We start from the raw sequence: 21,817 nt of genomic DNA on the forward strand, positions 1-21,817 counted from the left end.
TTATTTAAGTGGCGAACGATTTCCTCTTCACCTCGGAATCCGTTTCCGAAGGGCACCCCGACAAGGTCGCGGACCAGATCTCCGACTCGATCCTCGATGCCATCCTGGCGCAGGACCCGCTCTCGCGCGTGGCCGCCGAAACGCTGACCAACACCGGCCTGGTCGTGCTGGCCGGTGAGATCACCACCCAGGCCAACGTCGACTACATCCAGGTCGCGCGCGACACCATCAAGCGCATCGGCTACGACAACACCGAGTACGGCATCGACTACAAGGGCTGCGCCGTGCTCGTGGCCTACGACAAGCAGAGCAACGACATTGCCCAGGGCGTGGACCGCGCCAGCGACGACTACCTGAACATCGGCGCCGGCGACCAGGGCCTGATGTTCGGCTACGCCTGCGACGAGACGCCCGAGCTGATGCCCGCGCCGATCTACTACGCGCACCGCCTGGTCGAGCGCCAGGCCCAGTTGCGCAAGGACGGCCGCCTGCCCTTCCTGCGCCCGGACGCCAAGAGCCAGGTGACGATGCGCTACGTCGACGGCAAGCCGCACTCGATCGACACCGTGGTGCTCTCCACCCAGCACGCACCGGACCAGTCCGAGACCGCGACCCAGATGAAGGCCAGCTTCACCGAAGCCATCATCGAGGAGATCATCAAGCCGGTGCTGCCCAAGGAGTGGCTCAATGAGACCCGCTACCTGATCAACCCGACGGGGCGCTTCGTCATCGGCGGCCCGCAGGGGGACTGCGGCCTGACCGGGCGCAAGATCATCGTCGACACCTACGGCGGCGCCTGCCCGCACGGCGGCGGCGCGTTCTCCGGCAAGGATCCGACCAAGGTCGACCGCTCGGCCGCCTACGCCGCTCGCTACGTGGCCAAGAACATCGTCGCCGCCGGCCTGGCCAAACAGTGCCAGATCCAGGTGGCCTACGCGATCGGCGTGGCCAAGCCGATGAACATCACGGTCTACACCGAAGGCACCGGCGTCATCCCCGACGCCGAGATCGCCAAGCTGGTGCAAGCGCACTTCGATCTGCGCCCCAAGGGCATCATCCAGATGCTCGACCTGCTGCGCCCGATCTACGCCAAGACCGCGGCCTACGGCCACTTCGGCCGCGAAGAGCCCGAGTTCACCTGGGAGCGGACCGACAAGGCCCAGGCGCTGCGCGCAGCGGCCGGGCTGTAAGGCCCGGCGTTCGCGACAGCGAACCCTGAGGTTTGGGGCGAAGCTCATCTCCGCGCAGCGGAGGTGAGTGAATCTGTCCGGCTGCCACCGAGTTGCCGATCAGAGCCTCAGCCACTTGGTGGTCCGGTAGCAATGCTCCGCGACACCGCAGTGCGCCTGGTGCCATCGCTCGTCGTGCTCCATGACCGCCTTCGCAGCGCCCTCAGCCATCTTGAAGGACTTCTGCAGCGTCTGCGAATTCTTGTTGCAGAACTCGACGTACTTGCTGGCCACCTTCTGCAACTCTTCAGCGTAGGCCTTCATCTTTGACAGGTGGTAGTCCACCTCCACGTGCTTGCGGTAGAGCAACTCGGCATCGTGGCAGGATGCCAGTCCTTCCACGGCCTTGCCTGCAGGGAACGGCTCGGCGGCCCAGATTTCATGCGCCTTGCGATAGTGAATCATCACCAGGGCCATCAACTCGCTTTGCCAGACCCTGCCGTGGGTTCCCGGTCTTGGGCCAACCACCGACAGCAATGGGGCACCGAAGAGAATGCTCTGGATGTTGTCGCGTCTCAGAGCCTCGCGGTCATCTCCGTCCTCCATCGTGGTCTTGGCTCGTCCCCCCTCCACCGCACCGACGACCCCTTTACCACCCTCAAGAAGCAACTCGACGAACAAGGGCAGAACAATCGGCACCACCGACGCCAAAGCCACCACCACTGCCTCGCCGGTCGCCCCCCCGACCGCCTTGGCCACTGCCTTGCGCGTTCGTTTCGTGCTGCTGACGTTCTTCTTGCACTCCTCGCCGAGAGCGTTATAGGCTTGCCACCCGGTTTCATATGTGCCGACCATCGCTGTGCCCTCCGACTGGACGGACCGGGCAGCAGCAAAGTTGCCCAATCCAGGATGACCCTACGCCGGTGGCGCAACCTGACCTTGCGCCACGTCAACGTCAGACGACGTGCGGTGCTGCAACAGGCCAGTAAGGCGTGTCCCCTCGGCCGCTGCGCCCCCACACAAACGCCTCGAACCCCGCCGCCGGCAGCGGCCGGCTGTAACGGAAGCCCTGCACCTGGTCGCAGCCCTGGGCGCGCAGCAGGGCCTCCTGGGCCTCGGTCTCGACGCCCTCGGCCAGCACGGTCATGCCCAGGCCGTGGCCCAGGCCGATGATGGCGCGCGTCACGGTGGCGCCAGCCGGGTCGCGGTCGATGTCGGCCATGAAGGCCCGGTCGATCTTCAGCTTGCCCACCGGCAGGCGGCGCAGGTGGCCCAGCGAGGTCTGGCCGGTGCCGAAGTCATCCAGCGCCAGCGACACCCCCAGCTCGCGCAGCCGGGCCAGCTGGCGCAGGTCGCGCTCCGCGTGGCGCAGGATGTAGGCCTCGCTGATCTCCAGCTCCAGGTGCTGCGCCGGCAGGCCGCTGAGCGTGAGCGCGTTGGCCACGGTGGCGACCAGGTCGTCGCGCTGGATCTGCAGCGCCGACAGGTTCACCGCCATCACCCCCAGCGGCAGGCCGTCGTCCAGCCAGCGCCGGGCCTGGTGGCAGGCCTGCTCCAGCACCCAGGCGCCAATGGGCACGATCAGCCCGCTGTCCTCCGCCACCGGGATGAAATGGGCCGGCGACACCGACCCCAGCTCCGGGTGCGTCCAGCGCAGCAGCGCCTCGGCGCCGGCCAGCCGGCCATCGCCCAGTGACAGCAGCGGCTGGTAGTGCAGCGCCAGCTCGTTGCGCAGCAGGGCCTGGCGCAGTTCGTTCTCCAGGTGCATGCGCTGGCGCGCGGCGTCGTTGAACCGGGTCTCGAAGATGCGGAAGTCACCCCGCCCCGACTCCTTGCCCTGGTAGAGCGCCAGGTCGGCGTACTTGAACAGGCTGGTGACGTCCGTACCGTGGTCGGGGTACAGGCTCACGCCCACCGTGGTCGTTGCCGTCAGGCTCAACTCGCCCAGCTCGAAAGGAGCCTTGAACGCCTCGACGATGCGCCGTGCCACCAACTGGGCATTCGCCGCCGTCTCGACATCTTCCAGCAGCACGACGAACTCGTCGCCGCCCAGACGGGCCACCGTGTCCGAGCCCCGCAGCACCTGCTGCAGACGCGGCGCGACCGCCTGCAGCAGCGCGTCGCCGACCGGATGGCCGAGGCTGTCGTTGAAGTGCTTGAAGCGGTCCAGGTCCAGGAAGAGCACCGCCAGCCGCTCGCCCTCGCGTGCGGCGCGCGCCAACGCGTGCTGGCAGCGGTCCATCAGCAGCGTGCGGTTGGGCAGGCCGGTCAGCGCGTCGTAGTAGGCCAGCTGGTGGATGCGCTGGGCCGCGGCCTTCTGCTCGGAGATGTCGTAGAAGATGCCGATGTGGTGCGTCACCTCGCCGGCCGCATCACGCACGGCCACGATGCTCTCCCACACCGAGATGATCTGGCCGTCCTTGTGGCGATTGAGCAGCTCCCCTTCCCAGTGGAAGGAGGTACGCAGCTGCTCCCACATGGCCGCGTAGAACTCCGGTGGGTGCTCGCCCGACTTCATGATCCGGGTGTTCTGCCCCTGCACCTCCTCGGCGCTGTAGCCGGTGATCTCGGTGAAGGCGCGGTTCACCTTGCGGATGCGCCCCTGCGCATCGGCCAGCAGGATCGCGTTCAGGCTGTTGTCGAATACGCTGGCGGCCAGGCGCATCTCCTCCTCGGCCTGGCGCCGGGCGCTGATGTCCTGCAGCGTGCCGACGGCCCGCACCGGCGCCCCGGCGGCATCGTGAAAGAGCGTCGCCCGCAGGTGCGCCCAGCGCTCCGGCCCTCCGGTGGAAGCAAGCCGGAACTCCAGTTCGCAGGGCGCGCCGGAGGACAGCGCCAGCGACGGTCCGCAGATGACGCTGCCCCGATCGTCGGGATGGACGGCGGCCGCGAAGGCCGCCAGGCTGGCCGGCTCCCCGGGCGCCCGGCCGAGCAGGCGTGCCATCTCGTCGGACCAGCGCATCGCGCCGCTGGCGACGTCCAGCTCCCAGCTGCCGGCACGCGCGACCTGCTCGGCCTGCTTGAAGCGGGCCTCGCTGGCGCGCAGCTCCAGCTCCTGCGCCTTCAGCGCCGAGATGTCGGTGCCGCTGATGACGGCCCCCTCCTCCTTGCCCTGCGCGCTGTAGAGCAGCGCCGCCTCGACCAGGTGGTAGCGGTGGCTGCCATCGCGCATGGCCAGCCGGTGCTCGGCGCGGTACTGGCCAAGGCGGCGCAGGCTCTCGAACAGCACCGAGCGCACCGGCCAGGGCAGCGGCGGCAGGGCGGCAGCCAGGGCCGCCTGGTCGTCGGGGTGCAGCAGCACGTCGACGCTGCCGCCCTCGGCCAGCGGCGCCAGCTGGGCCTGGCAGTGCCGGTTGCACTGGCGCAGCAGGCCCTCGGGATCGACCACGATCACCACGCCGCCCACCGTGTCCATGATGCGCTGGGCGAAGGCGCCGAGCGACAGCTCGCGCGCATGGGCACCGCGCAGCTCGTTGCGCTGGCGCTCCAGGGCGGCAAACATCGACTCGGCCTGCTCGGCGCCGGCCAGCAGCTGGCCTTCCAGCGCAGCGTTGGCCAGGCGCAGCGCCTCGACCTCCAGGCGCAGCGCGGCGACTTCGTCGTGCGCCGGCCGCCCCGGGCGCAGCGCAGCCGCCTCGGGTGGGGTCATCGTCGCGGCCCGCTCAGGCATGCGCGGCCTCCTGCATCCACCGGCCCAGCTGCCGGGCCGCGGGATCGACCGCGCTCGCCACCGCGGGCGACAGCGCCAGCTGGAAGGAGCGGACCTCGGCCATCTCGGCGGTGAGGATGCGCAGCACCCCGGGCCGGACCGGCATCGCTCGCAGCGCCTGCAGCACGAAGCCCAGCCCCATGCCATGGCCGACCAGGCTGGCCTCGCTGCCCAGCTCGTCGGCCCGGCGCTCCCGCAGCCGCCCGGGCTGCCCGGCAGGCGCCTCGGCATCCACGAGCAGGGCCGCCTCGCAATCCTGCAGCAGCGCCAGTGCGTCCAGCCCGCGCGTGCCCAGCTGGTGCAGCTCCCAGCCCCCCGGCAGCCCCAACTCGGCCAGGGCCCGCCCCACGGCGGGGCCGAAGCCGTCATCGCCGTGCAGCTCGTTGCCGAAGCACAGCACCTGCCGGCGCGCCAAGCCCGTCATGCCCCCACCACCAGGCGCCGGCCCGCCCCCGCGGGGGCACCCGCTTGCGCGAAATGCACCGTGCAGACCAAGCAGGGATCGTGCGAGCGGATCAGGTGGCCGATCTCGATCGGGTCGTCCGCGTCCGCCACCTCCAACCCCACGAGGCTGGCTTCCCAGTGCCCCGGCACCCCGGCGCTGTCGCGCGGCGAGGCGTTCCAGGCCGTGGGGGTGATGATCTGGTACTTCTCCACCACGCCATCGCGCAGGCGCACCCAGTGGCCCAGCGCACCGCGCGCGGCCATCACCAGGCCACAGCCCTGTCCATCCACCTCGCTGCCCGGCACCGGGGCGATGAAATGGGGCTCACGCAGCGAAGCGCCCAGCTCGTCGAGCATGCGGCGGGCATGCCGCAGCTCATAGGCGACGCGGCGAACGCGGGCGAACTGGCGCAGCCAGGCACCCGCGCCTTCACGGGCATGCAGGTCACGCAGCAGGGCATCGCCGCCGATCAGCAGCTCGGCAAGCGGGCCGGTCTGCACCACGCGCTCGCCGTAGCGTGGTGCCTTGGCCCAGCTGTAGCGGTCGCTGCCCGGCTGGTAGTCGGGCACGGTTTCGCCCTCGTAGGGATGGCGCCCGCCCTCGTAGGGGCGAAACCAGGAGTGCCGCACGTGCTCGGCGATCTGCGTGGTGTCGAGCGGCTCGACCGTGCCGCTGTCACCGTCGAGGAAGCCGCTGCGCATCAGGTGGGCGTCCTGCGATGGGCCCCAGCGCTCGGGGTCGCAGCCGACGCCGAAGGACAGCATGTGCGGCGTGCCGATGCCCAGCCGGTGCAGCCCCTGCGAGCGCAGGAAGCGCGTCATCAGCCCCAGCGCGGAGCCGGCCGGCGCCGGCCGGTCGAGCCAGGCGAACAGGGCATCGGCCGAATCCAGCGCCAGCCAGTCCTCCAGGCGGGCGCCGACCACGCGCTGCTCGTACCAGCGCTGCAACTCGTCGAGCACCGCGCGGCAGGCGATCAACCGGCGCGTGTCCGGCGGCGTCACCACGCCGCCCGGCAGCATGTAGGACGAATGCGGCCACTGCCCGCCGAAGTGAGCGACGATCTCCAGCACGCGCCGCGTCATCGCCAGGCGAACAGGGCATCGGCCGAATCCAGCGCCAGCCAGTCCTCCAGGCGGGCGCCGACCACGCGCTGCTCGTACCAGCGCTGCAACTCGTCGAGCACCGCGCGGCAGGCGATCAACCGGCGCGTGTCCGGCGGCGTCACCACGCCGCCCGGCAGCATGTAGGACGAATGCGGCCACTGCCCGCCGAAGTGAGCGACGATCTCCAGCACGCGCCGCGTCATCGCCAGCGTCTCGCGGTAGACCTCGCCCTTGAAGGGCTCGAAGGCCCGCATCATCGCGTCGTGCAGCGGGTGCGGCGCGTAGCGCGGGTGGCAGAAATCCGGCGTGAAGAAGAGGAAGGTCTGGCGCAGGTCGTTCTGCAGCCCCTCGGCAAACAGGCAGAGGTTGCGGATGCGCGTGGCATTGGGCGGCACCGGCGTGCCCCAGATCTGCTCCAGCGCCAGCACCGCCGCATACAGGTGCGCGGTGCCGCAGATGCCGCAGACCCGGGGGGTGATGACCATCGCGTCGCGCGGCGCCCGCCCGAGCAGGATCTGCTCGAAGCCCCGGTACATCGTGCCGGCGGTCCGGGCCTCGACCACCACGCCGTCCTCCAGCATCACCTGGACGGAGAGGTCGCCCTCGACCCGGTTGAGGTCGACGTTCAGTTCGATGCGTGCCATGGCGCTGCTGCCCCTTCAGGGCTTCATTTCCTTGTCGCGCACCCGCTGTGGCGCCGCGGCCCGCGCCAGATTCTTGTACGCCATGTAGCGCGGCCTTTCCACCCCCAGCGGCAGACGGATCGGCACCTCGCCCACCTTCTCGGTGCGGAACAGGTCGCCATCGCGCGGGAAGGTCGGCGAGGTGCAGCCGAAGCAGGGCACCCCCGCGCGCGTCTTGCTGCTCACGCCGTTCCAGAGGTCGCTGTTGCACACCGCCTGCGTCATCGGCCCCTGGCAACCCAGGTTGAAGAACAGGCAGGCCTTGCCGCCGGGCTGGCTCTCCTCGATGTCGTACTCGTGGTACTCATTGCGCGTGCAGCCCTGGTGCACCACGGTGCTGAAGTGCGACGCGGGGCGGTTCAGCCCGTCCAGCTCGATCGGCAGATCACCCACCAGGGCCGCCAGCGTCTGCGTCATCGCGTGCGGGTGGGCCGGGCAGCCGGCCACGTTCACCACCGGCAGGCCGCCGCGCGAGCGCCACTCGGGCGCGAATAGCCCGCCCGGCTGGGCGTGGTCGAACTGCAGGCCGATGCAGTCCGAGGGGTTGGGCGGCGCCGCATGGACGCCGCCAAAGGCGGCGCAGGTGCCCATCGCCACCACCACGCCGGCGCGCTCGGCCAGGTCGCGCACCAGGTCCATCTTGCCGCGCCCGCGCCAGGGGTCGTAGAGCCCGGTGCCGCGCGGTGCGGTGACGATGCTGCCTTCCACGCAGAGGATGTCCAGCGCCTGCTCGCCGGCCAGGATGCGGTCGACCACGTGGTCGAAGCGCCGGGCGTGGCCGCTCGACAGCGACGGGTGCCAGAGCAGCTCGATCGAGTAGCCGGCCAGCAATTGCTCCAAGCTCGGTGACACCGCGCTGAGCAGCGCCAGCGAATCGCCGCCGCAGGCACCGGTCTGCAGCCAGAGGAGGGATGCCAGGGGGTTCTTTCCAAGTCGAGTGGGGTGAGGCCTCTGGCCAAACCGGCGCGACGGCAGCGCCGGTCAACGCAGATTCGGCACCAACCAGCGATTCTGTAGCCCCACGGGGTATCCGAGTCCACGAAAGGTCACTGCTGCCAGGATCGTCAGGGTCTGAGCGGCGGCCGGCCTCGCCACCAGCGGCGACCCGGCGACGCTGGCACCGAGGCCACTGACGCCACTGAGGCCAGCGACGGCATTGACGGCACTGGCGGCAGAATGGCGCCCAGCCCCTCTGCCGCTCTCCTCGCCATGCTGCGCTACCACACCGTCCCCGTCACCGCCTTCCAACAGAACTGCTCGATCGTCTGGTGCGATGAAACCAACGCCGCCGCGGTCATCGACCCGGGCGGCGACCTGCCCCGGCTGAAGGCCGAGATCGCCCGGCGCGCTCTGAAGCTGGAGCAGATCTGGCTCACCCATGCCCACATCGACCACGCGGGCGGCACCGGCACGCTGGCACGGGAACTGGGCCTGCCAATCATTGGCCCGCACGAGGGCGACCAGTTCTGGATCGACGGGCTGCCGCAGCAGAGTGTGCAGTTCGGCTTCCCGCAGGCCGAACCCTTCGCGCCCACCCGCTGGCTGCATGATGGGGACACGGTGCAGATCGGCCGCTGCGTGCTCAACGTGCGCCACACCCCCGGCCACACCCCCGGCCATGTGGTGTTCCACAGCCCGGAGATCGGGCGCTGCTTCGTCGGCGACGTGCTCTTCGCCGGCAGCATCGGCCGCACCGACTTCCCTGGCGGCGACTACGACACGCTGATCGACAGCATCAGCCAGCGCCTGTGGCCGATGGGGGACGACACCGTCTTCATCCCCGGCCACGGCCCCGAAAGCACCTTCGGCCGCGAGCGCCGCAGCAACCCCTTCGTCGGCGGCACCTGAGGCCTCGGCCCGGCATGCGGACGGCGCACCGCGCAGCACCGCGAGCGCCTGATCGACGCGCGCCAGCACCGCGAACAGCTCGTCGGCCGCACCGGCCAGCGCATCGGCCGCGCCGGTCGGATGCATCTGCCGGCCATCGCAGCGAAACAGCGGCAGGTCGATCGCCTCGCTGAGCTTGCGCAGGTGGCCCGACACGGTGGAGGGCGCCATGTGCAGTGCATCGGCCGCGCGCGACACCCCGCCCAGGCGCCGCACGGCGGTCAGGGCGGCCAACTGGGGCAGGGTCCCGTGGCGCAGGAAGCGGCGGGGCCACTGGGGCAGCGTCGGACTGATTCGCCGGAAGACCAGGCCAGTCGGATCTTCAGGCAGGAGCGTGGCAGGGTGTGCGTGCATCGTCGGGCTCAGCGGTTACCCGGCTCGAACAGAGCCGGACGGACGACGGCAAACCTGGACCTTCCCCGACCGCGAGATGCCAAACCACCGCGTGGACACCGAACGACCCCGGCTTGCCTCTTGAGGCAAAGGTCTTGCTCGGTGCCACCACCTTCGCCCGGCCGGGCAAACGGCACGACACTCCAGGCACCGGGGTCATTCGACCCGGACTGACGGCCACCTGGCAGCACCGGCGATGCGGCGCTGGAACTACTCCCGCTTTGCAGCAGCCTCGGTTGTACCCGCGCAGCCAAGTCCACGCAAGGAGCGCGGAAACCCGGACATCGGGAAACGCGCAAGCTGCCTGCGCGAGATGCGTACACCAGCGGGGCCACATCGGCCGAAAATGATGGCGAACCGGTGGGGGCGAACGGACCCACGCTCGACCACCCGGCCGGCAGGAGCTCCCCGATGGATGCCTGGACCTTCCTCAGCGCGCTGATGGCCATCGTCGTCATCGACGTTGTGCTGGCGGGCGACAACGCCATCGTCATCGCGCTGGCCACCCGCCGGCTGCCGGCGCAATTGCAGCGCCGCGCCATCGTCTGGGGCACCGTGGGCGCCATCGTCGTGCGCGGCGGCCTGACGACCGTGGTGGTCTGGCTGCTGGCCATTCCCGGCCTGATGCTCGCCGGCGGCCTGCTGCTCCTGTGGATCGCCTGGAAGCTGCTGCAACCGGAGGACGGCGACGGCCACCACGCCGGCCCGGCAGCGACCACCTTCTGGGCCGCCATGCGCACGGTCATCGTCGCCGATGCGGCGATGGGCCTGGACAACGTGCTGGCCGTCGCCGGTGCGGCGCACGGCAGCTACCTGCTGGTCGTGCTCGGCCTGGCGATCAGCGTGCCCATCGTCGTCTGGGGCAGCACGCTGGTGCTCCGACTCGTGGAGCGCTACCCGGTGATCGTCTACCTCGGCTCCGGCGTGCTGGTGGTCACCGCGGTGAAGATGGCGACCGGCGAGCCGCTGCTAAGCCCGGCCCTGAAGGGTGCCCCCGCGTTGGCCTGGGCCTCCTACGCCGTGGTGCCGCTGCTGCTGGCCGCCGCCTTTGTGCGCAACCACCGGCGGCTCGATTCGCGCATCCGCGCCCGGCTGGCCGAATTCGCCCTCGTCGTCGCACGCCCACTGGCCGACACCCCACCCCATCCCGCCACCACCCCAGGAGAACGCAAGATGCTGAACGTACTGGTCCCCATCGACGGGTCGGAAAACGGCCTGAACGCCCTGCGCCATGCCATCGCGGAGTACCGGCGTGACCACGCGCTGCACCTGCACCTGCTGAATGTGCAGCCGGGCCTGTCGCGCCACATTGCGCGCTTCGTCGCCCGCCGTGACCGCCGGGCCTGGCACACCGAACAGGCCGAGGCGGCGCTGCGTCCGGCGCGCCGGCTGCTCGAACAGGCGGGCGTGCCCTACGACGCCGAATGGCACATCGGCGACCGCGCCGACCTCATCTGCCAAACGGCGCAGCGGCTGGGCTGCCACCACATCGTGATGGGCACGGCGCGCAAGAACTCGCTCACCCGCATGCTGGAGGACTCCGTCACCAACCAGGTGCTGGAGCACACCCCCGTGCCGGTCGAGGTGGTGGCCGGCGCGGCCGTGTCCCGGCTGGAGCGCTGGGGCGTGCCCGCCAGCTTCGGCCTGAGCCTGGGCGCGCTGGCCTGGCTCGCGCTGGACTGATCCGGTCTCACCCCCGGGCAGCGGCCCGCCCTCCCTGGCGATGGCCGCCCGCCCTGGGTGATGCGGGTCAGCCCTTGGCGATGACCACTTCCACCGGGCTGAGCCGCAGCGTCTCGGTGGTGACCGAGCCCATCAGGGCCCCGGCAATCGCCCCCAGGCCACGGCTGCCCATCACGATCTGCTCGCTGCCCAGTTCGCGGGCGGTGTCGGCAATGACCGCTGGCGCATCGCCCACGCGCGTGTGCACCGTGTACGGCACCTTCGCCGCATCGAGCAGGGCGCGCGCGGCGGCCATGTCCTCGGCGCTGCGCTCGTGGTGGTAGTCCTGCAGCGTGGCGCCCGCGACGAAGGTGGACACGTCACCAGGCACCGAGTGCTGCACGTTCAGCAGGTCCACCCGGAAGCTGCCAGGCTGCGGATGCCCGTCGTGCATCGCAATGACCTGGCGCACCGCAGCCAGCGCCCCCTCGGAGCCATCCACGGGCAGCAGCACCCGGTTGGCACGGCCGACCGTCGGCGTGGCGGCCGCAGCCGGCGTCGGGTGGGCGGCGGCACGGGCACGCGAGGCGATCACGCGGCCGATGGCCAGCACCAGCAGCGCACCGGCCACGGGCACCACGGTGTGCATCCAGGCGGCATGGGCGTCGATCCAGTCCTTCACCGACGGGTCGGTGATGGCCATCTCGCCGGACACCCAGCCCAGCAGCGCGGCACCCAGCGTCACGATGATCGGGAAGCGTTCCATCATCTTCAGCAGCAACTGGCTGGCAAAGATCACCAGCGGAATCGAGATCGCCAGGCCGATCACCAGCAACGTCACGCTGCCCTTGGCCGCAGCGGCCACGGCGATCACGTTGTCCAGGCTCATCACCAGGTCGGCCAGCAGGATGGTCTTGACGGCCGCCGCGAGCGTGGTCGACGCGTCGGCGCCGCCCTCTTCCTCCTCTTCCGGCACCAGCAGCTGCACCGCGATCCACAGCAGCAGCACGGCACCTACCAGCTTCAGGTAGGGCAGGCGCAGCAACTCCACCGCCACGATCGTCAGCACGATCCGCATCACCACCGCCGCACCGCTGCCCCAGGCCACCGCCTTCTTCTGCTGGTGAACCGGCAGGCCGCGCGCGGCCAGGGCGATGACCACCGCGTTGTCGCCCGACAGCACGATGTTCACGCCAATGATCTGCAGCAACGCCACCCAGAAATCAGGGCTTTCAAATCCCATGGAACCCTCCAATTCAAGAACCGGAGGAGCCTAGCGGCTTTTCGGTACGGGTGTCGTACGTGTTTCAACGTGCCTGCGCGGTGTCCTGCCCCGCGATGCCGGCATCGGCCAGCGAGCGGACGGCCTCGAACCGGTCCACCACCCGCCAGCGCAGCGGCGGCTCGCCCGGCGCCGGCTCCCACCAGGGCAGCCCCTCGGCCGACCGCTCATGGCGCGGCACCCAGCGCTGCGGCACCTCGTCGCAGCCCAGCATCACGGCCTCCAACCCCCCGGCGTGCACCCGAAAGCGCAGGAAGCCCTTGTGCCCCTGCAGCGAGAGTGCGCTCGACGTGTTGGTCACCGCCCGCCCGGCCACGCAGCTGAGCAGCCACAGGAAGGCCCCCACCCCCAACGCCCCGGCCAGCACCGCCAGCGCCGTGCTGCCCAGCCCGAACACCAGCACCCGCAGCCCGTCCACCGGCAACAGCGACACGCCGGGTGCCCCCGGCGCCGCCAACGCGGGCCGCAGCGGCGCCAGTCCCCAGCCCAGCACCGCCGCCAGCGCCAGCAGCAGCGCGCCGAGCACACCGCCCCAGGCCCGCTCTGCCCTGCCGGCGCGGGCGGGGTCGTTGTCGGTGGTCAGCATCAGCGCGGTGAACAGCAGCGCCACCCCGGCCAGCCCCTGCAGCAGCGCCGGCCAGGGCAGCCAGGGCGCCAGCAGGCCGCTGCAGGCCTGCAGCAGCACCCCGATCAGCAGCGCAAAGGCCAGGTTCGACGCCCACCAGCGCTCGCCGCGCGGGCGCAGCAGCGCCAGCACGTTGCCCCGGGCTTGGCGGTGGCTGGTGGCCTGGTCCGGGTAGCACACGGGAGCGGCCGGTGGCACTGCGTCGCCAGGTGCCGGGCAGGTGGACGCCGCCGGCTCGACGCACAGGCCCAGCCCCGCCGCCTGCGCCGCATCCCTCACCCGCCCCAGCACGATGCGGCCGCGCAGCTCCTCGGGCACCGCATCGGGCTCGCTGGCCCACTGCAGCACCTTGGGCTCAGTCACCTCCACGCAGTGCGTGGCATGCCCGAAGGCGCCGCCGCTGCCGCAGGTCACCAGGTCGCAGCTCAGCCCGACGGGCGGGGCCGCCGCGAGCCGCTCGCGCACATAGTGGTGCAGGTCGCCCGCCAGCCGCAGCCGCACATGCAGGCCGTGCTCCGCGCACAGGTGCTCGAAGCGCTGGAAGCGCAGCGGATAGGCCGCCCGCAGCAGCGACGCAAAGGGCCGCGTCCAGTACGGCTCCGGGTAGATCAGCACGAGCTGCGCCCCGCGCGGGATCTGCCCCGAGGTCACCAGCCGGCCGAAGGCCTCGAACTGCTGCCGATCCAGGTCGCCGGTGAGCGCAAAGTCGAAGCCCAGCACGAACCAGTCATGCGGCAGCGCAATTCCGAAGTAGCTGCGCGTCTGCGGTGCGCGGGCTCCCACCAGCCCGGCCTTCTCGTCGTGCACGAAGTAGCGGCAGAAGGTCGAGGCGCTGTCGAACCAGTCATGGTTCTGCGGGATCGCCGCCACCAGCTTCTGGTCCGGCGCAAACGGCGCATCGGCCGGCAGGTCGCCCGCGACCGGGCGGAAGCGGCTGCGCCCGTCCCGCGCCAGCTCGAACATCTCCACCAGCCGCGACTGGTAGCCCTCCGGGCTCGCCGCCGGGTAGGCCAGATCACCCCCCAGGATCAGCAGCCGGCCCTCCGGCAGCGGCGCCGCGGCCCCCTCGGCCACCAGCTCCGGTGCCAGCAACCCCCGCGCCACCGCGTAGGTGGGGCAGCCGCCATCGCCGGTGTCGGCCACGAAGTCGAACCCAAACCCGCCGCCCGTGTCCGCATCGCGCAGGTCGATCAGCTCGAAGGGGCCGTGGAAGGTCTCGCGCCGGTCCAGGTTGTGCAGCAGCTGGGTGGACCACAGCTGCTGCTGCGCGATCTGGCGCAGGCCGATCGGCGCGTACCAGGACACCGGGCGCCGATCCTGCGGCGGGACGTGGCGGCCAAAGCGTTCAGTGGGCATCGTCGGCGCAAGGGCGGTAGGGGTGGGAGAGCCCGCAGGCGGGTCAGCCCCGATTGGAGCCGAGAAATCCCCGCGCGCCACTCGGGGTCAGGCCCAAACGGCCAGCATGACACCGGCTGGCCGTCGTAACGTCGTGGCGCCCCAGCCCCCCCGCACGCGACACCCGCGCCCTGGGGCACACCGGAGGCCCCCATGACCGCCGCCACCACAACCCCCGCCGACAAGGCCACTCACGAGCCCAAGCTCACCCGCCGCATTGCCGCCCCACCTGCCGCCGTCCTCCGCGCCTGGACCGCGCCCGCGCTGCGGGAACAGGGGTTCGGCCCCCGGCCCTGGCGGGTGCAGGTATCGTGAGCACAATTCGCACCACAGTGCCCGCCCGGGCAACGGCGATGGTTCTTCTTTCCCAGGGCCACTCAAAGACCGCGGCGCACCGTCGCCCTACCGAAGACAACAGGGCCGAGCGGACCATCACATGGACGGACCTTTTTCGGTGAGGTGACTCATGTTCTCTGCCCCCCACGCGGCCCTGCTGTTCACCGTGCTGCTGCTGGCAACGACGGCCTACTTCTTCATGGGCGGGCTGCCGCTGCTGATCCTCAAGCACGACGTGCCCCTGGACGCCCGCTTCGTGCGCAGCTTCTTCCGGCTGTACTACCGGCTCGCCTTCGTCACCGCGACGGGTACGACCGTCAGCCACGCGCTGGCCGGGCAGCGGTTGCTGGCGGCGGGCGCAGCCGGCATCGTACTGGCCACCTTCGTCGTGCGCGGATTGCTGGTCCCGGCCATGCAGTTCTACGGCGACGGCATCCAGCGCAGCAATCTGGAAGCGCTCCGCCGCTTTCGCCGGACGCACACGACGGTGCTGCTGATCATCCTGACGGAGGTGGTGCTGATCATCGCGTCGCTGTCGCAGCTGAAGCTCTGAGCAGCGCTGCCGTGCGGGCTGGTTCTGCACTGCAGGCCACCGGCCACGCAGATCACCCGTTCACGGCAGCCACCGCGGCGCGAACCAGCGCGCGATCTGGGCATTGAGCGCGGGCCCCTCCCGCTCCCGGTCGAAGCCGGGCGGGTCCTGGATCAGCTCGCCGATGCGGCCGCTGTGCCAGAGCAGCGGCGAGTGAGACCGCAGTGGGCTCGACATCAGGGCGCCACCTTGGACAAGAACAGCCCGCCGTCAACAACGGCTCAGCGAGCGCCCGCGGGTCGAGAGATTTTTCACATTCACCAGGCTACCCAGGTCAATCCGGTGAGCCCGACGGCTCGCCGACCCGACCGTGCACGGGTATGGTGCGAAAGACTTTTCAGAACAGCGGACAGCCAGGAGGATGCATTGGCTCTCTTTCCCCAGGGCTACACCCAGATCGCGGCACGCTGCCGCCACACCGAGGACGGCGGGGCTGAGAAGCGAGTGCTCGACCAGCTCCGGCGCTGCCTGGAGGACGACTACCTCGTCTGGCACAACGTACCGGTGGGCACGAAGGGGCTGTACCCGGACTTCGTCATCCTCCACCCCGGCCGCGGGCTGCTGGTGCTGGAGGTGAAGGGCTGGCGCGCCAGCGCCATCCGCGAGGCCAACCGCCACGACGTGTTGCTGGACCTGCCCGGCGGCCGCGTCAGCCGCATCCACCCGCTGCTGCAGGCGCGCGGCTACGCCACCGCACTGGTCAACCAGATGGAGCAGGACCCGGGGCTGTGCCGGTCCGAGGGCGAACCCCATGCCGGCAAGCTGCTGGCGCCCTGGGGCTGGGGCGCGGTGCTGGCCAACATCGAGCGCCGCAAGATCGCCGACGCCGAAAATCCCCATTGGGATGAGGTCTTCCCGCCCGAACGCACCCTCACCCGCGAGGACCTGGCCGACGACCTCGACCCCGCCACCTTCCAGCAGCGGCTCTGGGGCCTGTTCACCGTGACCTTCCGCCACACGCTGACGCTGCCGCAGCGCGACCGCATGCGCTGGCACCTCTTCCCCGAGATCCGCATCCAGACCCAGGCCTCCCTGCTGGACGACGATGCGCAGGCGGTGGACCCCAAGGCCCGGCCGGTGCTGTCACCCGCCGACAGCCTGATGCAGGTGATGGACCTGCAGCAGGAGCAACTCGCCCGCAGCATCGGCGAGGGCCACCGCGTCATCCACGGCGTGGCCGGTTCGGGCAAGACCATGATCCTGGTCTACCGGGCCGAGAAGCTCGCCGCCATCGCCCGGCCCGACTGGCCCATACTGGTGCTGTGCTTCAACCGGCCGCTGTCCGTGCGCATCGAAGCCCTGATCCGCGCCCGCGGCATCGACGAGCGCGTGCAGGTGCGCACCTTCCACAGCTGGTGCTACGACATGGCCAGCAGCTACCAGCTGGGCATTCCGCGCAACGGCCGCCAGACCGACTACGACCGCCTGGCCGAGAGCGTGGTGCAGGCCGTCGAGCAGGGCCGCATCCCCCGCGCCCAGTACGCCGCACTGATGATCGACGAGGCCCACGACTTCGAGGACGCCTGGCTGCGCCTGGCGCCCCAGCTCGTCGACCCCAGCACCAAGAGCCTGCTGGTGCTCTACGACGACGCCCAGAGCATCTACCGCCGGCCCCGCACCAAGTTCAGCTTCGCCAGCGTGGGCATCGAGGCCCGCGGGCGCACCAGCGTGCTGAAGGTCAACTACCGCAACACCGCCGAGGTGCTTTCCCTGGCCACCCGCACCGCCGGTCAACTCCTGGCCGGCCAGGAACCGGACGACGAGGCCACCAGCGACATCGTCCACCAGCAGCCCCTGGCCGCCGGCCGCAGCGGCCCCCTGCCCGAACTGCTGCGCGCCGGCTCACCCCGCGAGGAAGCCGAACGCGTGGCCGACCGCATCGCCGACGCCATGGCCGAGGGCGTCACCCCGGCCGACATCGGCATCCTGGCGCGCTACAACCACCTGCTCGACCCGATCGAACGCGCCCTGCACCAGCAAGGCATCCCCACCCAGCGCCTCAAGGGCGCGGACGGAAAACGCTGGCAGCCCGACAGCGTCAAGCTCACGACGCTGCACGCCTCCAAGGGCCTGGAATTCCACACCGTGGCCATCGTCGGCCTCCAGGCCGTGCCGGATGCGCGCCATGCGGAGGATGAGGAATGGCGGCTGCTGTACGTCGCGATGACCCGGGCGACGCATCGGCTGGTGTTGGCGGGGTGTGGGGACTCGGGGGCGGTGGAGAGGGTTTCTTACGCGCTCCAGAAACAGCAATCGCCAGCCGTCGTCGCAGCGTAAGCCTCATCCAAATCAAACTGAGCAATCACGGAAGGCTCTATGAGTAATTCGTCAATTTCGAAGCTCTTGCAACTTGTCTCCGAGGAGCGTCTTCGAGGGTCAACAGCTGGTTATCGTGGCGTCTTGATTGCCTCAGAGAGCGATAAAGCGAGAGTTGTAAATTCCGCAGCTTTCCGTCGCTTGCAGCAAAAAGCTCAGGTATTCCCACTTGAACCGAATGCCTCTGTGCGAACCCGATTGACGCACTCCATTGAGGTATCACAGATTGGCAGATACCTTACGCAGAAAATAATCGAAAAATTTGTCAGCAATGACACCTCCTCGAAGCGCTACAATGAGCTGACGGCACTAGTGAACATCGTCGAGACAGCGTGTCTTCTTCATGATATCGGGAACCCACCGTTTGGGCATCTTGGAGAATCGGCAGTTAGAGAATGGTGTAGAGACATCCAACTCGCAGGGGACGTTCTTCATTTTGATGGAAATCCTCAGGGTTTCCGACTAATATCTTTTCTAGCAGGCGAGGATCGTTTCGGATTAAACTTGAGTTGCTCGCTTCTGCTTTCGACAATCAAGTACCCATGGGATGTCAAGAATAGACCAATTGACAAGAAGGTCGGGATATTTGACAGTGACGTCAAAAGTTACGAAGAATGTTGCGAACGCCTAAACTGGAAGACAGGAAAAATATTTCCACTAATGCAGATAATGGACATTGCAGACGAGATTGCATATTCCATGAGCGATCTCGAGGATGGTCTTGAGAAGGGAATAATTGACGATGAAGATCTCAAGAATGAATTTGATCCATTTTTCAGCGAAATCACTGCCAAATCCAATCATATAAAACCATTTATTGCTTTCAAGACCGCCATCATTATTAAACCGGCAATAAAACAGGCGACACAAAGGTCCCGCAAGTCCTTGATTGCAAAGGACTTCCTTGATACGCAAATTTTTCCTGTTTAATTGCCGGATTAATAACTTAGCAGTAGAGACCGCCACAAAGAATTACACGGACAACATAGACGGAATATTCAACGGAGACTTCCGATGCAACATTCCAGGCGAAACAGAAGTGGGTGACCTATTGAAAAAGGTGGGCACCTTTGCCAGAGCGAGAATATATAGAAGTCCGGCCGCAGAGGGAGTCGAACTCGCTGGAAGAAGTGTAATTAAGGGGCTACTATCTCATTTTGGGCAGTTGCGTTCGCTATCGGCAGATAATTTCAATGCATTGCTGTCGGACGATCGCGAAAAAATTAAAGCTCAGAATCTTGATTTTCATGGACACTTGCTTCGAAGGTTGCCGAAGAGATACATTGAGAAATACTCGATACTGGACCGAGGGGACGAGCAGTCGAGGCGGGCGCATCTAATTAGGACTTACGCAGGGTCACTTCAGCTAGCGCAATGATTCGCCATTTCGACTCAATATGTCAGATGGGTGCCATGCGAATGGTTGGTGACCGAAGTTCCTTCTTGAGGAATTCCGAGAGGATTCCCTTCTTCAGGCTGTAGATGTTTGTCTTCAGCGCTTTGGCCGTCTCGCAGAGGTGGACCCAGGCCAATATCGCGCAGGCGATGTGATTCTTCTGTGACCGGGCCATTCTGCACTGACATTTTTCGATGCCAAGAACCTGCTTGATCTCCCTGTGGTACTGCTCAATCTTCCAGCGCACGGCACACATCTCATGCGTATCGTCCGTCGAATCTTGAGATAGGTCGTTTGTCACAACCCAGTCCGTGCGATTGGTATCAACCACAACCCGGAACAGTTTCAGCTTGATGTCACTGGGAAACTTGAACAGTTTGACGTGTTTGCCATGCACATGTTCTTGGGCACTCCACTGCAGCGTACTGACCGCCTTGTAGGGCTGCTGGCCTTGGCTGTCGTCAACCTTGCGATTGCTCTTGAGCGGGCAGTAGAAGTGCTTGCCCGCCCGGTGGATGTGCTTCATCAGATCCATGGTGGCGTACCAGGAGTCCATCAGCACGGTGCGAAAGGGCAGCTTCTTGTGCGCCATGGCATTGTCGAACATCTCCTGGACATGATCCAGCTTGGACTTGCCGTCTTCGTCAGGCGCATAGATGCGCCAGTCGATGATCCAGTAGTGGCCGGTCTTGATGTTCACGTACAGGCAGTTGACCACCCCAATGCCCTTGATCAGGCCGTGGGCGTTGCCGCTGTACTGTTTGCGCACCAGCTCGATTTTGTGCGAGTGGTTCTTGTCCAGAACGCTGTCATCGAAAACCAGGCAGGCATCGTCGTCAAATTCGATGTTTCGTCGGGCCAGATTCCAGACATCGGCCGGGCTGATATTGGCAGCCTGCAAGTAGCGATTTATGGCGTCATGAGAAAACCTCTGATGGTGATCCGCAAAATAGGTCTGCGTGTAGTTGATTTGTGTGGATATCAGAAATTGGCAGTAGTCTCGGCTCGTGGGTTTCATGGTGAATATATTATCACAAATACCACGAAATCGGCGCCGATATATTAAATAATCTAGTTTGATTTAAACGTTTGCGTAAGTCCTACTAATCATTGACTTTATTGCTGGAATGACAGATGATTTCGCCCTTGAAACCTATCAAGTGCTTGAGGGCATAAGAATTAAGTGATAGACCCACGACACCCCTACTATTTTATGCAGGATCTGCTTGCTGATGAGAGGATGACATTTGAATTCAGCAAGTACATCTACGTTCCCGACACTCTTCTTGATTCTAGGGACGTCATACGGGTGCATGGAGGTACAGCAAATAGCTCATGGGTCAACAAAGAAATAGACAATCTCGAGACGACACAAGAGTTGGCATTTCACTCAATTGTAAAGATAAACAAGCGAAGTTTTCACATTCCAATGATTGATTTCGCGATTGAGACATCGTTGGATCGGTATTTTATAGATCGCTTGCATCAATATCTTCCAAGAGCGGTATTCTTGAATCTTGCGTTATATACAAGTGGCAGGTCATACCACGCATATTCGACTAGACTCCTGTCTCCGCTAGAGTGGATTGATTTCATGGGGAGGCTCTTGTTGATCAATCCGAGAAATGGGCCCAATCTAATTGACTCCAGGTGGGTTGGGCATCGGCTTGTTGGGGGTTATTCGGCACTTAGGTGGTCCAACAACTCTGGAACATATGCCGGACTTCCAACAAGGATTGATTTCGAAAAGCTAGCAGTTCTTCGATAGACTCAATCGCACTGAAGGGCTTTCCAACTTCAGGCTGGATACACGGACTACCGCTCGGCGTCCACGCGCTGCCTGAGGTTGGGGTTGCGAACCGCCCGCTCGACAACCAGATCCATCTGGCGACCAAACATCGCTTCCAGGCCCTTCCTTGAGCGAGAAGAAGGCGTCGTAGTAGGCCACGGGCGGGAGTTCGTCGAAGGACACCAGGAAGTCGAGGTCGCTGCACGCGGGATCGAAGTCTGACCGGGTGGCCGAGCCGAACAGCTCCAGCCGCCGGGCATGGTGTCGCCGGCAGAAGGCGGCGATGTCATCGCGGCCGTCGGTGATGAAGCGGGGGACGGCCATGGGTGTAGTGAACGGTGCCGGTTGGCAGGCCGTCAAGCGCCGCTCAGGGTTGAGGTGGCACCCTAACGCAGGGTCTGCAAGGCGAGCTCCGGCGCCTTGTCCAGCAATCGCAGCAGGGCCTTGGCCGCACCGGTCGGGCTGCGTTTTCCCTGTTCCCAGTTGCGGATGGTCTCCAGCGACACATCGATGCGCCTCGCGAGTTCGGCTTGGCTCAGGCCCATGCGCTGGCGTACCTGGCGGGCGAACTGGGCAGCGTCCTGCATCGCCTCACGGTCGTCGGCGAGGGCTTGACGGGAGACGTCCGCTTCGGTGGTGCCGTCAACGCGCGCAGTGTCGATGCGCCCCACGCGCTGGCCGCTGACAGGCTCAGTGAGCTTCTTGCGGGTGACCGTCATAACGCTTGACCTCACGTGTGTTGGCCTTGCGGGCCGAGATGATGCGCAACGCCCCGGCCCGGGGCGTGTAGACCACGACGAACAGGCGTCCGTCGATGCGCCCCAGGAGCCGAAAGCGATCTTCTCCATAGGCGCGGCGATCGTCGGGCATGACGTGCCGCGCGGGGTCGAAAAAGGCCTGGGCAACGTACTCGAAGTCGAAGCCCCGCTCCCGGAAACAGGCGTCGCTCTTGGCGTCGTCCCATTCGAAATCCATGGCGCAAGTGTAGGTCAATGGCCTACCTCATGTCGCCTCATGTCGCCGACCTCGCAGGGC

General features: G+C 66.9%; 22 protein-coding genes and 3 pseudogenes. 10 read left to right on the plus strand and 15 right to left on the minus strand.

The window, feature by feature from the left end:
* Positions 1-8: 8 nt before the first annotated feature.
* A complete protein-coding gene (gene metK, locus NGK70_RS00655; RefSeq protein WP_251971473.1) occupies positions 9-1,190 on the plus strand; it encodes a methionine adenosyltransferase in 1,182 nt (393 codons plus the stop codon).
* A 99-nt stretch (positions 1,191-1,289) separates the two neighbouring features.
* Here the strand turns inward: metK and NGK70_RS00660 are convergent, their stop codons facing one another.
* From NGK70_RS00660 to NGK70_RS00685, 6 genes are all read right to left on the minus strand, one after another.
* Positions 1,290-2,024: a hypothetical protein gene (locus tag NGK70_RS00660; protein WP_251971474.1), complete on the minus strand. Its 735-nt coding sequence runs from the start codon at positions 2,022-2,024 to the stop codon at positions 1,290-1,292.
* A gap of 100 nt (positions 2,025-2,124) precedes the next feature.
* Entirely contained in the window at positions 2,125-4,839 is a 2,715-nt protein-coding gene (locus NGK70_RS00665) for a sensor domain-containing protein (protein ID WP_251971475.1), read from the minus strand.
* Positions 4,832-5,302 (minus strand): hydrogenase maturation protease, encoded by a 471-nt coding sequence (locus NGK70_RS00670; protein ID WP_251971476.1) that lies wholly within the window; start codon positions 5,300-5,302, stop codon positions 4,832-4,834. The genes NGK70_RS00665 and NGK70_RS00670 overlap by 8 nt, the downstream gene beginning before the upstream one ends.
* Positions 5,299-6,393: a nickel-dependent hydrogenase large subunit gene (locus tag NGK70_RS00675; protein WP_251971477.1), complete on the minus strand. Its 1,095-nt coding sequence runs from the start codon at positions 6,391-6,393 to the stop codon at positions 5,299-5,301. The genes NGK70_RS00670 and NGK70_RS00675 overlap by 4 nt, the downstream gene beginning before the upstream one ends.
* A gap of 8 nt (positions 6,394-6,401) precedes the next feature.
* Entirely contained in the window at positions 6,402-7,070 is a 669-nt protein-coding gene (locus NGK70_RS00680; protein WP_251971478.1) for a nickel-dependent hydrogenase large subunit, read from the minus strand.
* Positions 7,071-7,085: 15 nt separating this feature from the next.
* The gene (locus NGK70_RS00685) at positions 7,086-8,084 is read right to left on the minus strand and encodes an NADH-quinone oxidoreductase subunit B family protein (protein ID WP_310742604.1); all 999 of its coding nucleotides are present in this window, start codon (positions 8,082-8,084) and stop codon (positions 7,086-7,088) included.
* 234 nt (positions 8,085-8,318) lie between these two features.
* Here NGK70_RS00685 and NGK70_RS00690 point away from each other — a divergent pair, with 234 nt between their 5' ends.
* Positions 8,319-8,957, plus strand: a complete 639-nt coding sequence (locus NGK70_RS00690) for an MBL fold metallo-hydrolase (protein WP_251973637.1) — start codon at positions 8,319-8,321, stop codon at positions 8,955-8,957.
* Positions 8,958-9,074: 117 nt separating this feature from the next.
* Here NGK70_RS00690 and NGK70_RS26575 read toward each other — a convergent pair.
* Positions 9,075-9,350, minus strand: a pseudogene (locus NGK70_RS26575) (helix-turn-helix domain-containing protein); the annotation flags it as partial.
* A 450-nt stretch (positions 9,351-9,800) separates the two neighbouring features.
* Here NGK70_RS26575 and NGK70_RS00695 point away from each other — a divergent pair.
* Positions 9,801-10,415: pseudogene (locus NGK70_RS00695) on the plus strand (TerC family protein); the annotation flags it as partial.
* Positions 10,416-10,562: 147 nt separating this feature from the next.
* Positions 10,563-11,072, plus strand: a complete 510-nt coding sequence (locus NGK70_RS00700) for a universal stress protein (protein WP_251973638.1) — start codon at positions 10,563-10,565, stop codon at positions 11,070-11,072.
* 67 nt (positions 11,073-11,139) lie between these two features.
* Here NGK70_RS00700 and NGK70_RS00705 read toward each other — a convergent pair whose 3' ends face one another.
* The 3 genes and pseudogenes from NGK70_RS00705 to NGK70_RS00715 all read right to left on the minus strand — a co-directional run bounded on the left by NGK70_RS00705 (position 11,140) and on the right by NGK70_RS00715 (position 14,314).
* Positions 11,140-11,565: a universal stress protein gene (locus NGK70_RS00705; protein ID WP_428985595.1), complete on the minus strand. Its 426-nt coding sequence runs from the start codon at positions 11,563-11,565 to the stop codon at positions 11,140-11,142.
* 51 nt (positions 11,566-11,616) lie between these two features.
* Positions 11,617-12,294, minus strand: a pseudogene (locus tag NGK70_RS00710) (TerC family protein); the annotation flags it as partial.
* Between the two features lie 64 nt (positions 12,295-12,358).
* Complete coding sequence (locus NGK70_RS00715) at positions 12,359-14,314, minus strand: hypothetical protein (protein ID WP_251971480.1); 1,956 nt, start codon at positions 14,312-14,314, stop codon at positions 12,359-12,361.
* A gap of 192 nt (positions 14,315-14,506) precedes the next feature.
* Between NGK70_RS00715 and NGK70_RS00720 the strand changes: the two genes are divergently transcribed.
* Positions 14,507-14,668 carry an SRPBCC family protein gene (locus NGK70_RS00720; protein ID WP_251971481.1) on the plus strand — a complete coding sequence of 54 codons (162 nt, stop codon included), beginning with the start codon at positions 14,507-14,509 and terminating at the stop codon, positions 14,666-14,668.
* Positions 14,669-14,819: 151 nt separating this feature from the next.
* On the plus strand, positions 14,820-15,242 hold the full coding sequence (locus NGK70_RS00725; protein ID WP_251971482.1) for a hypothetical protein: 423 nt from the start codon (positions 14,820-14,822) through the stop codon (positions 15,240-15,242).
* Positions 15,243-15,302: 60 nt separating this feature from the next.
* Here the strand turns inward: NGK70_RS00725 and NGK70_RS00730 are convergent, their stop codons facing one another.
* Positions 15,303-15,458: a hypothetical protein gene (locus tag NGK70_RS00730; RefSeq protein WP_251971483.1), complete on the minus strand. Its 156-nt coding sequence runs from the start codon at positions 15,456-15,458 to the stop codon at positions 15,303-15,305.
* 189 nt (positions 15,459-15,647) lie between these two features.
* Here NGK70_RS00730 and NGK70_RS00735 point away from each other — a divergent pair, with 189 nt between their 5' ends.
* Together NGK70_RS00735 and dgt are read left to right on the plus strand one after the other, a co-directional pair.
* The gene (locus tag NGK70_RS00735; RefSeq protein WP_251971484.1) at positions 15,648-17,558 is read left to right on the plus strand and encodes a 3'-5' exonuclease; all 1,911 of its coding nucleotides are present in this window, start codon (positions 15,648-15,650) and stop codon (positions 17,556-17,558) included.
* 66 nt (positions 17,559-17,624) lie between these two features.
* Positions 17,625-18,527 carry a dGTP triphosphohydrolase gene (gene dgt, locus NGK70_RS00740; RefSeq protein ID WP_251971485.1) on the plus strand — a complete coding sequence of 301 codons (903 nt, stop codon included), beginning with the start codon at positions 17,625-17,627 and terminating at the stop codon, positions 18,525-18,527.
* Positions 18,528-18,997: 470 nt separating this feature from the next.
* Here the strand turns inward: dgt and NGK70_RS00745 are convergent, their stop codons facing one another.
* Positions 18,998-20,011 (minus strand): IS701 family transposase, encoded by a 1,014-nt coding sequence (locus NGK70_RS00745; protein WP_251969112.1) that lies wholly within the window; start codon positions 20,009-20,011, stop codon positions 18,998-19,000.
* Between the two features lie 88 nt (positions 20,012-20,099).
* On the opposite strand from NGK70_RS00745, the gene NGK70_RS26580 reads away from it, so the two are divergent.
* Positions 20,100-20,180, plus strand: a complete 81-nt coding sequence (locus NGK70_RS26580) for a hypothetical protein (RefSeq protein WP_428985596.1) — start codon at positions 20,100-20,102, stop codon at positions 20,178-20,180.
* A 53-nt stretch (positions 20,181-20,233) separates the two neighbouring features.
* Positions 20,234-20,761, plus strand: a complete 528-nt coding sequence (locus NGK70_RS26585; protein ID WP_428985597.1) for a primase 1D-like protein — start codon at positions 20,234-20,236, stop codon at positions 20,759-20,761.
* On the opposite strand, the gene NGK70_RS26590 is transcribed toward NGK70_RS26585, so the two are convergent.
* The 3 genes from NGK70_RS26590 to NGK70_RS00755 all read right to left on the minus strand — a co-directional run bounded on the left by NGK70_RS26590 (position 20,744) and on the right by NGK70_RS00755 (position 21,757).
* Entirely contained in the window at positions 20,744-21,106 is a 363-nt protein-coding gene (locus NGK70_RS26590; RefSeq protein WP_428985560.1) for a nucleotidyltransferase family protein, read from the minus strand. The two genes, NGK70_RS26585 and NGK70_RS26590, sit on opposite strands and share 18 nt — an antisense overlap.
* 62 nt (positions 21,107-21,168) lie before the next feature.
* Positions 21,169-21,501 carry a helix-turn-helix domain-containing protein gene (locus tag NGK70_RS00750; protein ID WP_251971486.1) on the minus strand — a complete coding sequence of 111 codons (333 nt, stop codon included), beginning with the start codon at positions 21,499-21,501 and terminating at the stop codon, positions 21,169-21,171.
* A complete protein-coding gene (locus tag NGK70_RS00755) occupies positions 21,473-21,757 on the minus strand; it encodes a BrnT family toxin (RefSeq protein ID WP_251971487.1) in 285 nt (94 codons plus the stop codon). Before NGK70_RS00755 ends, NGK70_RS00750 begins: the two co-directional genes overlap by 29 nt.
* Between the last annotated feature and the right edge of the window lie 60 nt (positions 21,758-21,817).

Source organism: Sphaerotilus microaerophilus, from assembly GCF_023734135.1.
Taxonomy (GTDB): domain Bacteria; phylum Pseudomonadota; class Gammaproteobacteria; order Burkholderiales; family Burkholderiaceae_C; genus Sphaerotilus; species Sphaerotilus microaerophilus.

Coding starts and splice junctions, on each gene's coding strand:
- NGK70_RS00660 (WP_251971474.1), bottom strand. CDS start 2,024: ATGGTCGGCACATATGAAACCGGGTGGCAAGCCTATAACGCTCTCGGC.
- NGK70_RS00665 (WP_251971475.1), bottom strand. CDS start 4,839: ATGCCTGAGCGGGCCGCGACGATGACCCCACCCGAGGCGGCTGCGCTG.
- NGK70_RS00670 (WP_251971476.1), bottom strand. CDS start 5,302: ATGACGGGCTTGGCGCGCCGGCAGGTGCTGTGCTTCGGCAACGAGCTG.
- NGK70_RS00680 (WP_251971478.1), bottom strand. CDS start 7,070: ATGGCACGCATCGAACTGAACGTCGACCTCAACCGGGTCGAGGGCGAC.
- NGK70_RS00690 (WP_251973637.1), top strand. CDS start 8,319: ATGCTGCGCTACCACACCGTCCCCGTCACCGCCTTCCAACAGAACTGC.
- NGK70_RS00700 (WP_251973638.1), top strand. CDS start 10,563: ATGCTGAACGTACTGGTCCCCATCGACGGGTCGGAAAACGGCCTGAAC.
- NGK70_RS00715 (WP_251971480.1), bottom strand. CDS start 14,314: ATGCCCACTGAACGCTTTGGCCGCCACGTCCCGCCGCAGGATCGGCGC.
- NGK70_RS00720 (WP_251971481.1), top strand. CDS start 14,507: ATGACCGCCGCCACCACAACCCCCGCCGACAAGGCCACTCACGAGCCC.
- NGK70_RS00725 (WP_251971482.1), top strand. CDS start 14,820: ATGTTCTCTGCCCCCCACGCGGCCCTGCTGTTCACCGTGCTGCTGCTG.
- NGK70_RS00730 (WP_251971483.1), bottom strand. CDS start 15,458: ATGTCGAGCCCACTGCGGTCTCACTCGCCGCTGCTCTGGCACAGCGGC.
- NGK70_RS00745 (WP_251969112.1), bottom strand. CDS start 20,011: ATGAAACCCACGAGCCGAGACTACTGCCAATTTCTGATATCCACACAA.
- NGK70_RS26585 (WP_428985597.1), top strand. CDS start 20,234: ATGACATTTGAATTCAGCAAGTACATCTACGTTCCCGACACTCTTCTT.
- NGK70_RS26590 (WP_428985560.1), bottom strand. CDS start 21,106: ATGGCCGTCCCCCGCTTCATCACCGACGGCCGCGATGACATCGCCGCC.
- NGK70_RS00750 (WP_251971486.1), bottom strand. CDS start 21,501: ATGACGGTCACCCGCAAGAAGCTCACTGAGCCTGTCAGCGGCCAGCGC.
- NGK70_RS00755 (WP_251971487.1), bottom strand. CDS start 21,757: ATGGATTTCGAATGGGACGACGCCAAGAGCGACGCCTGTTTCCGGGAG.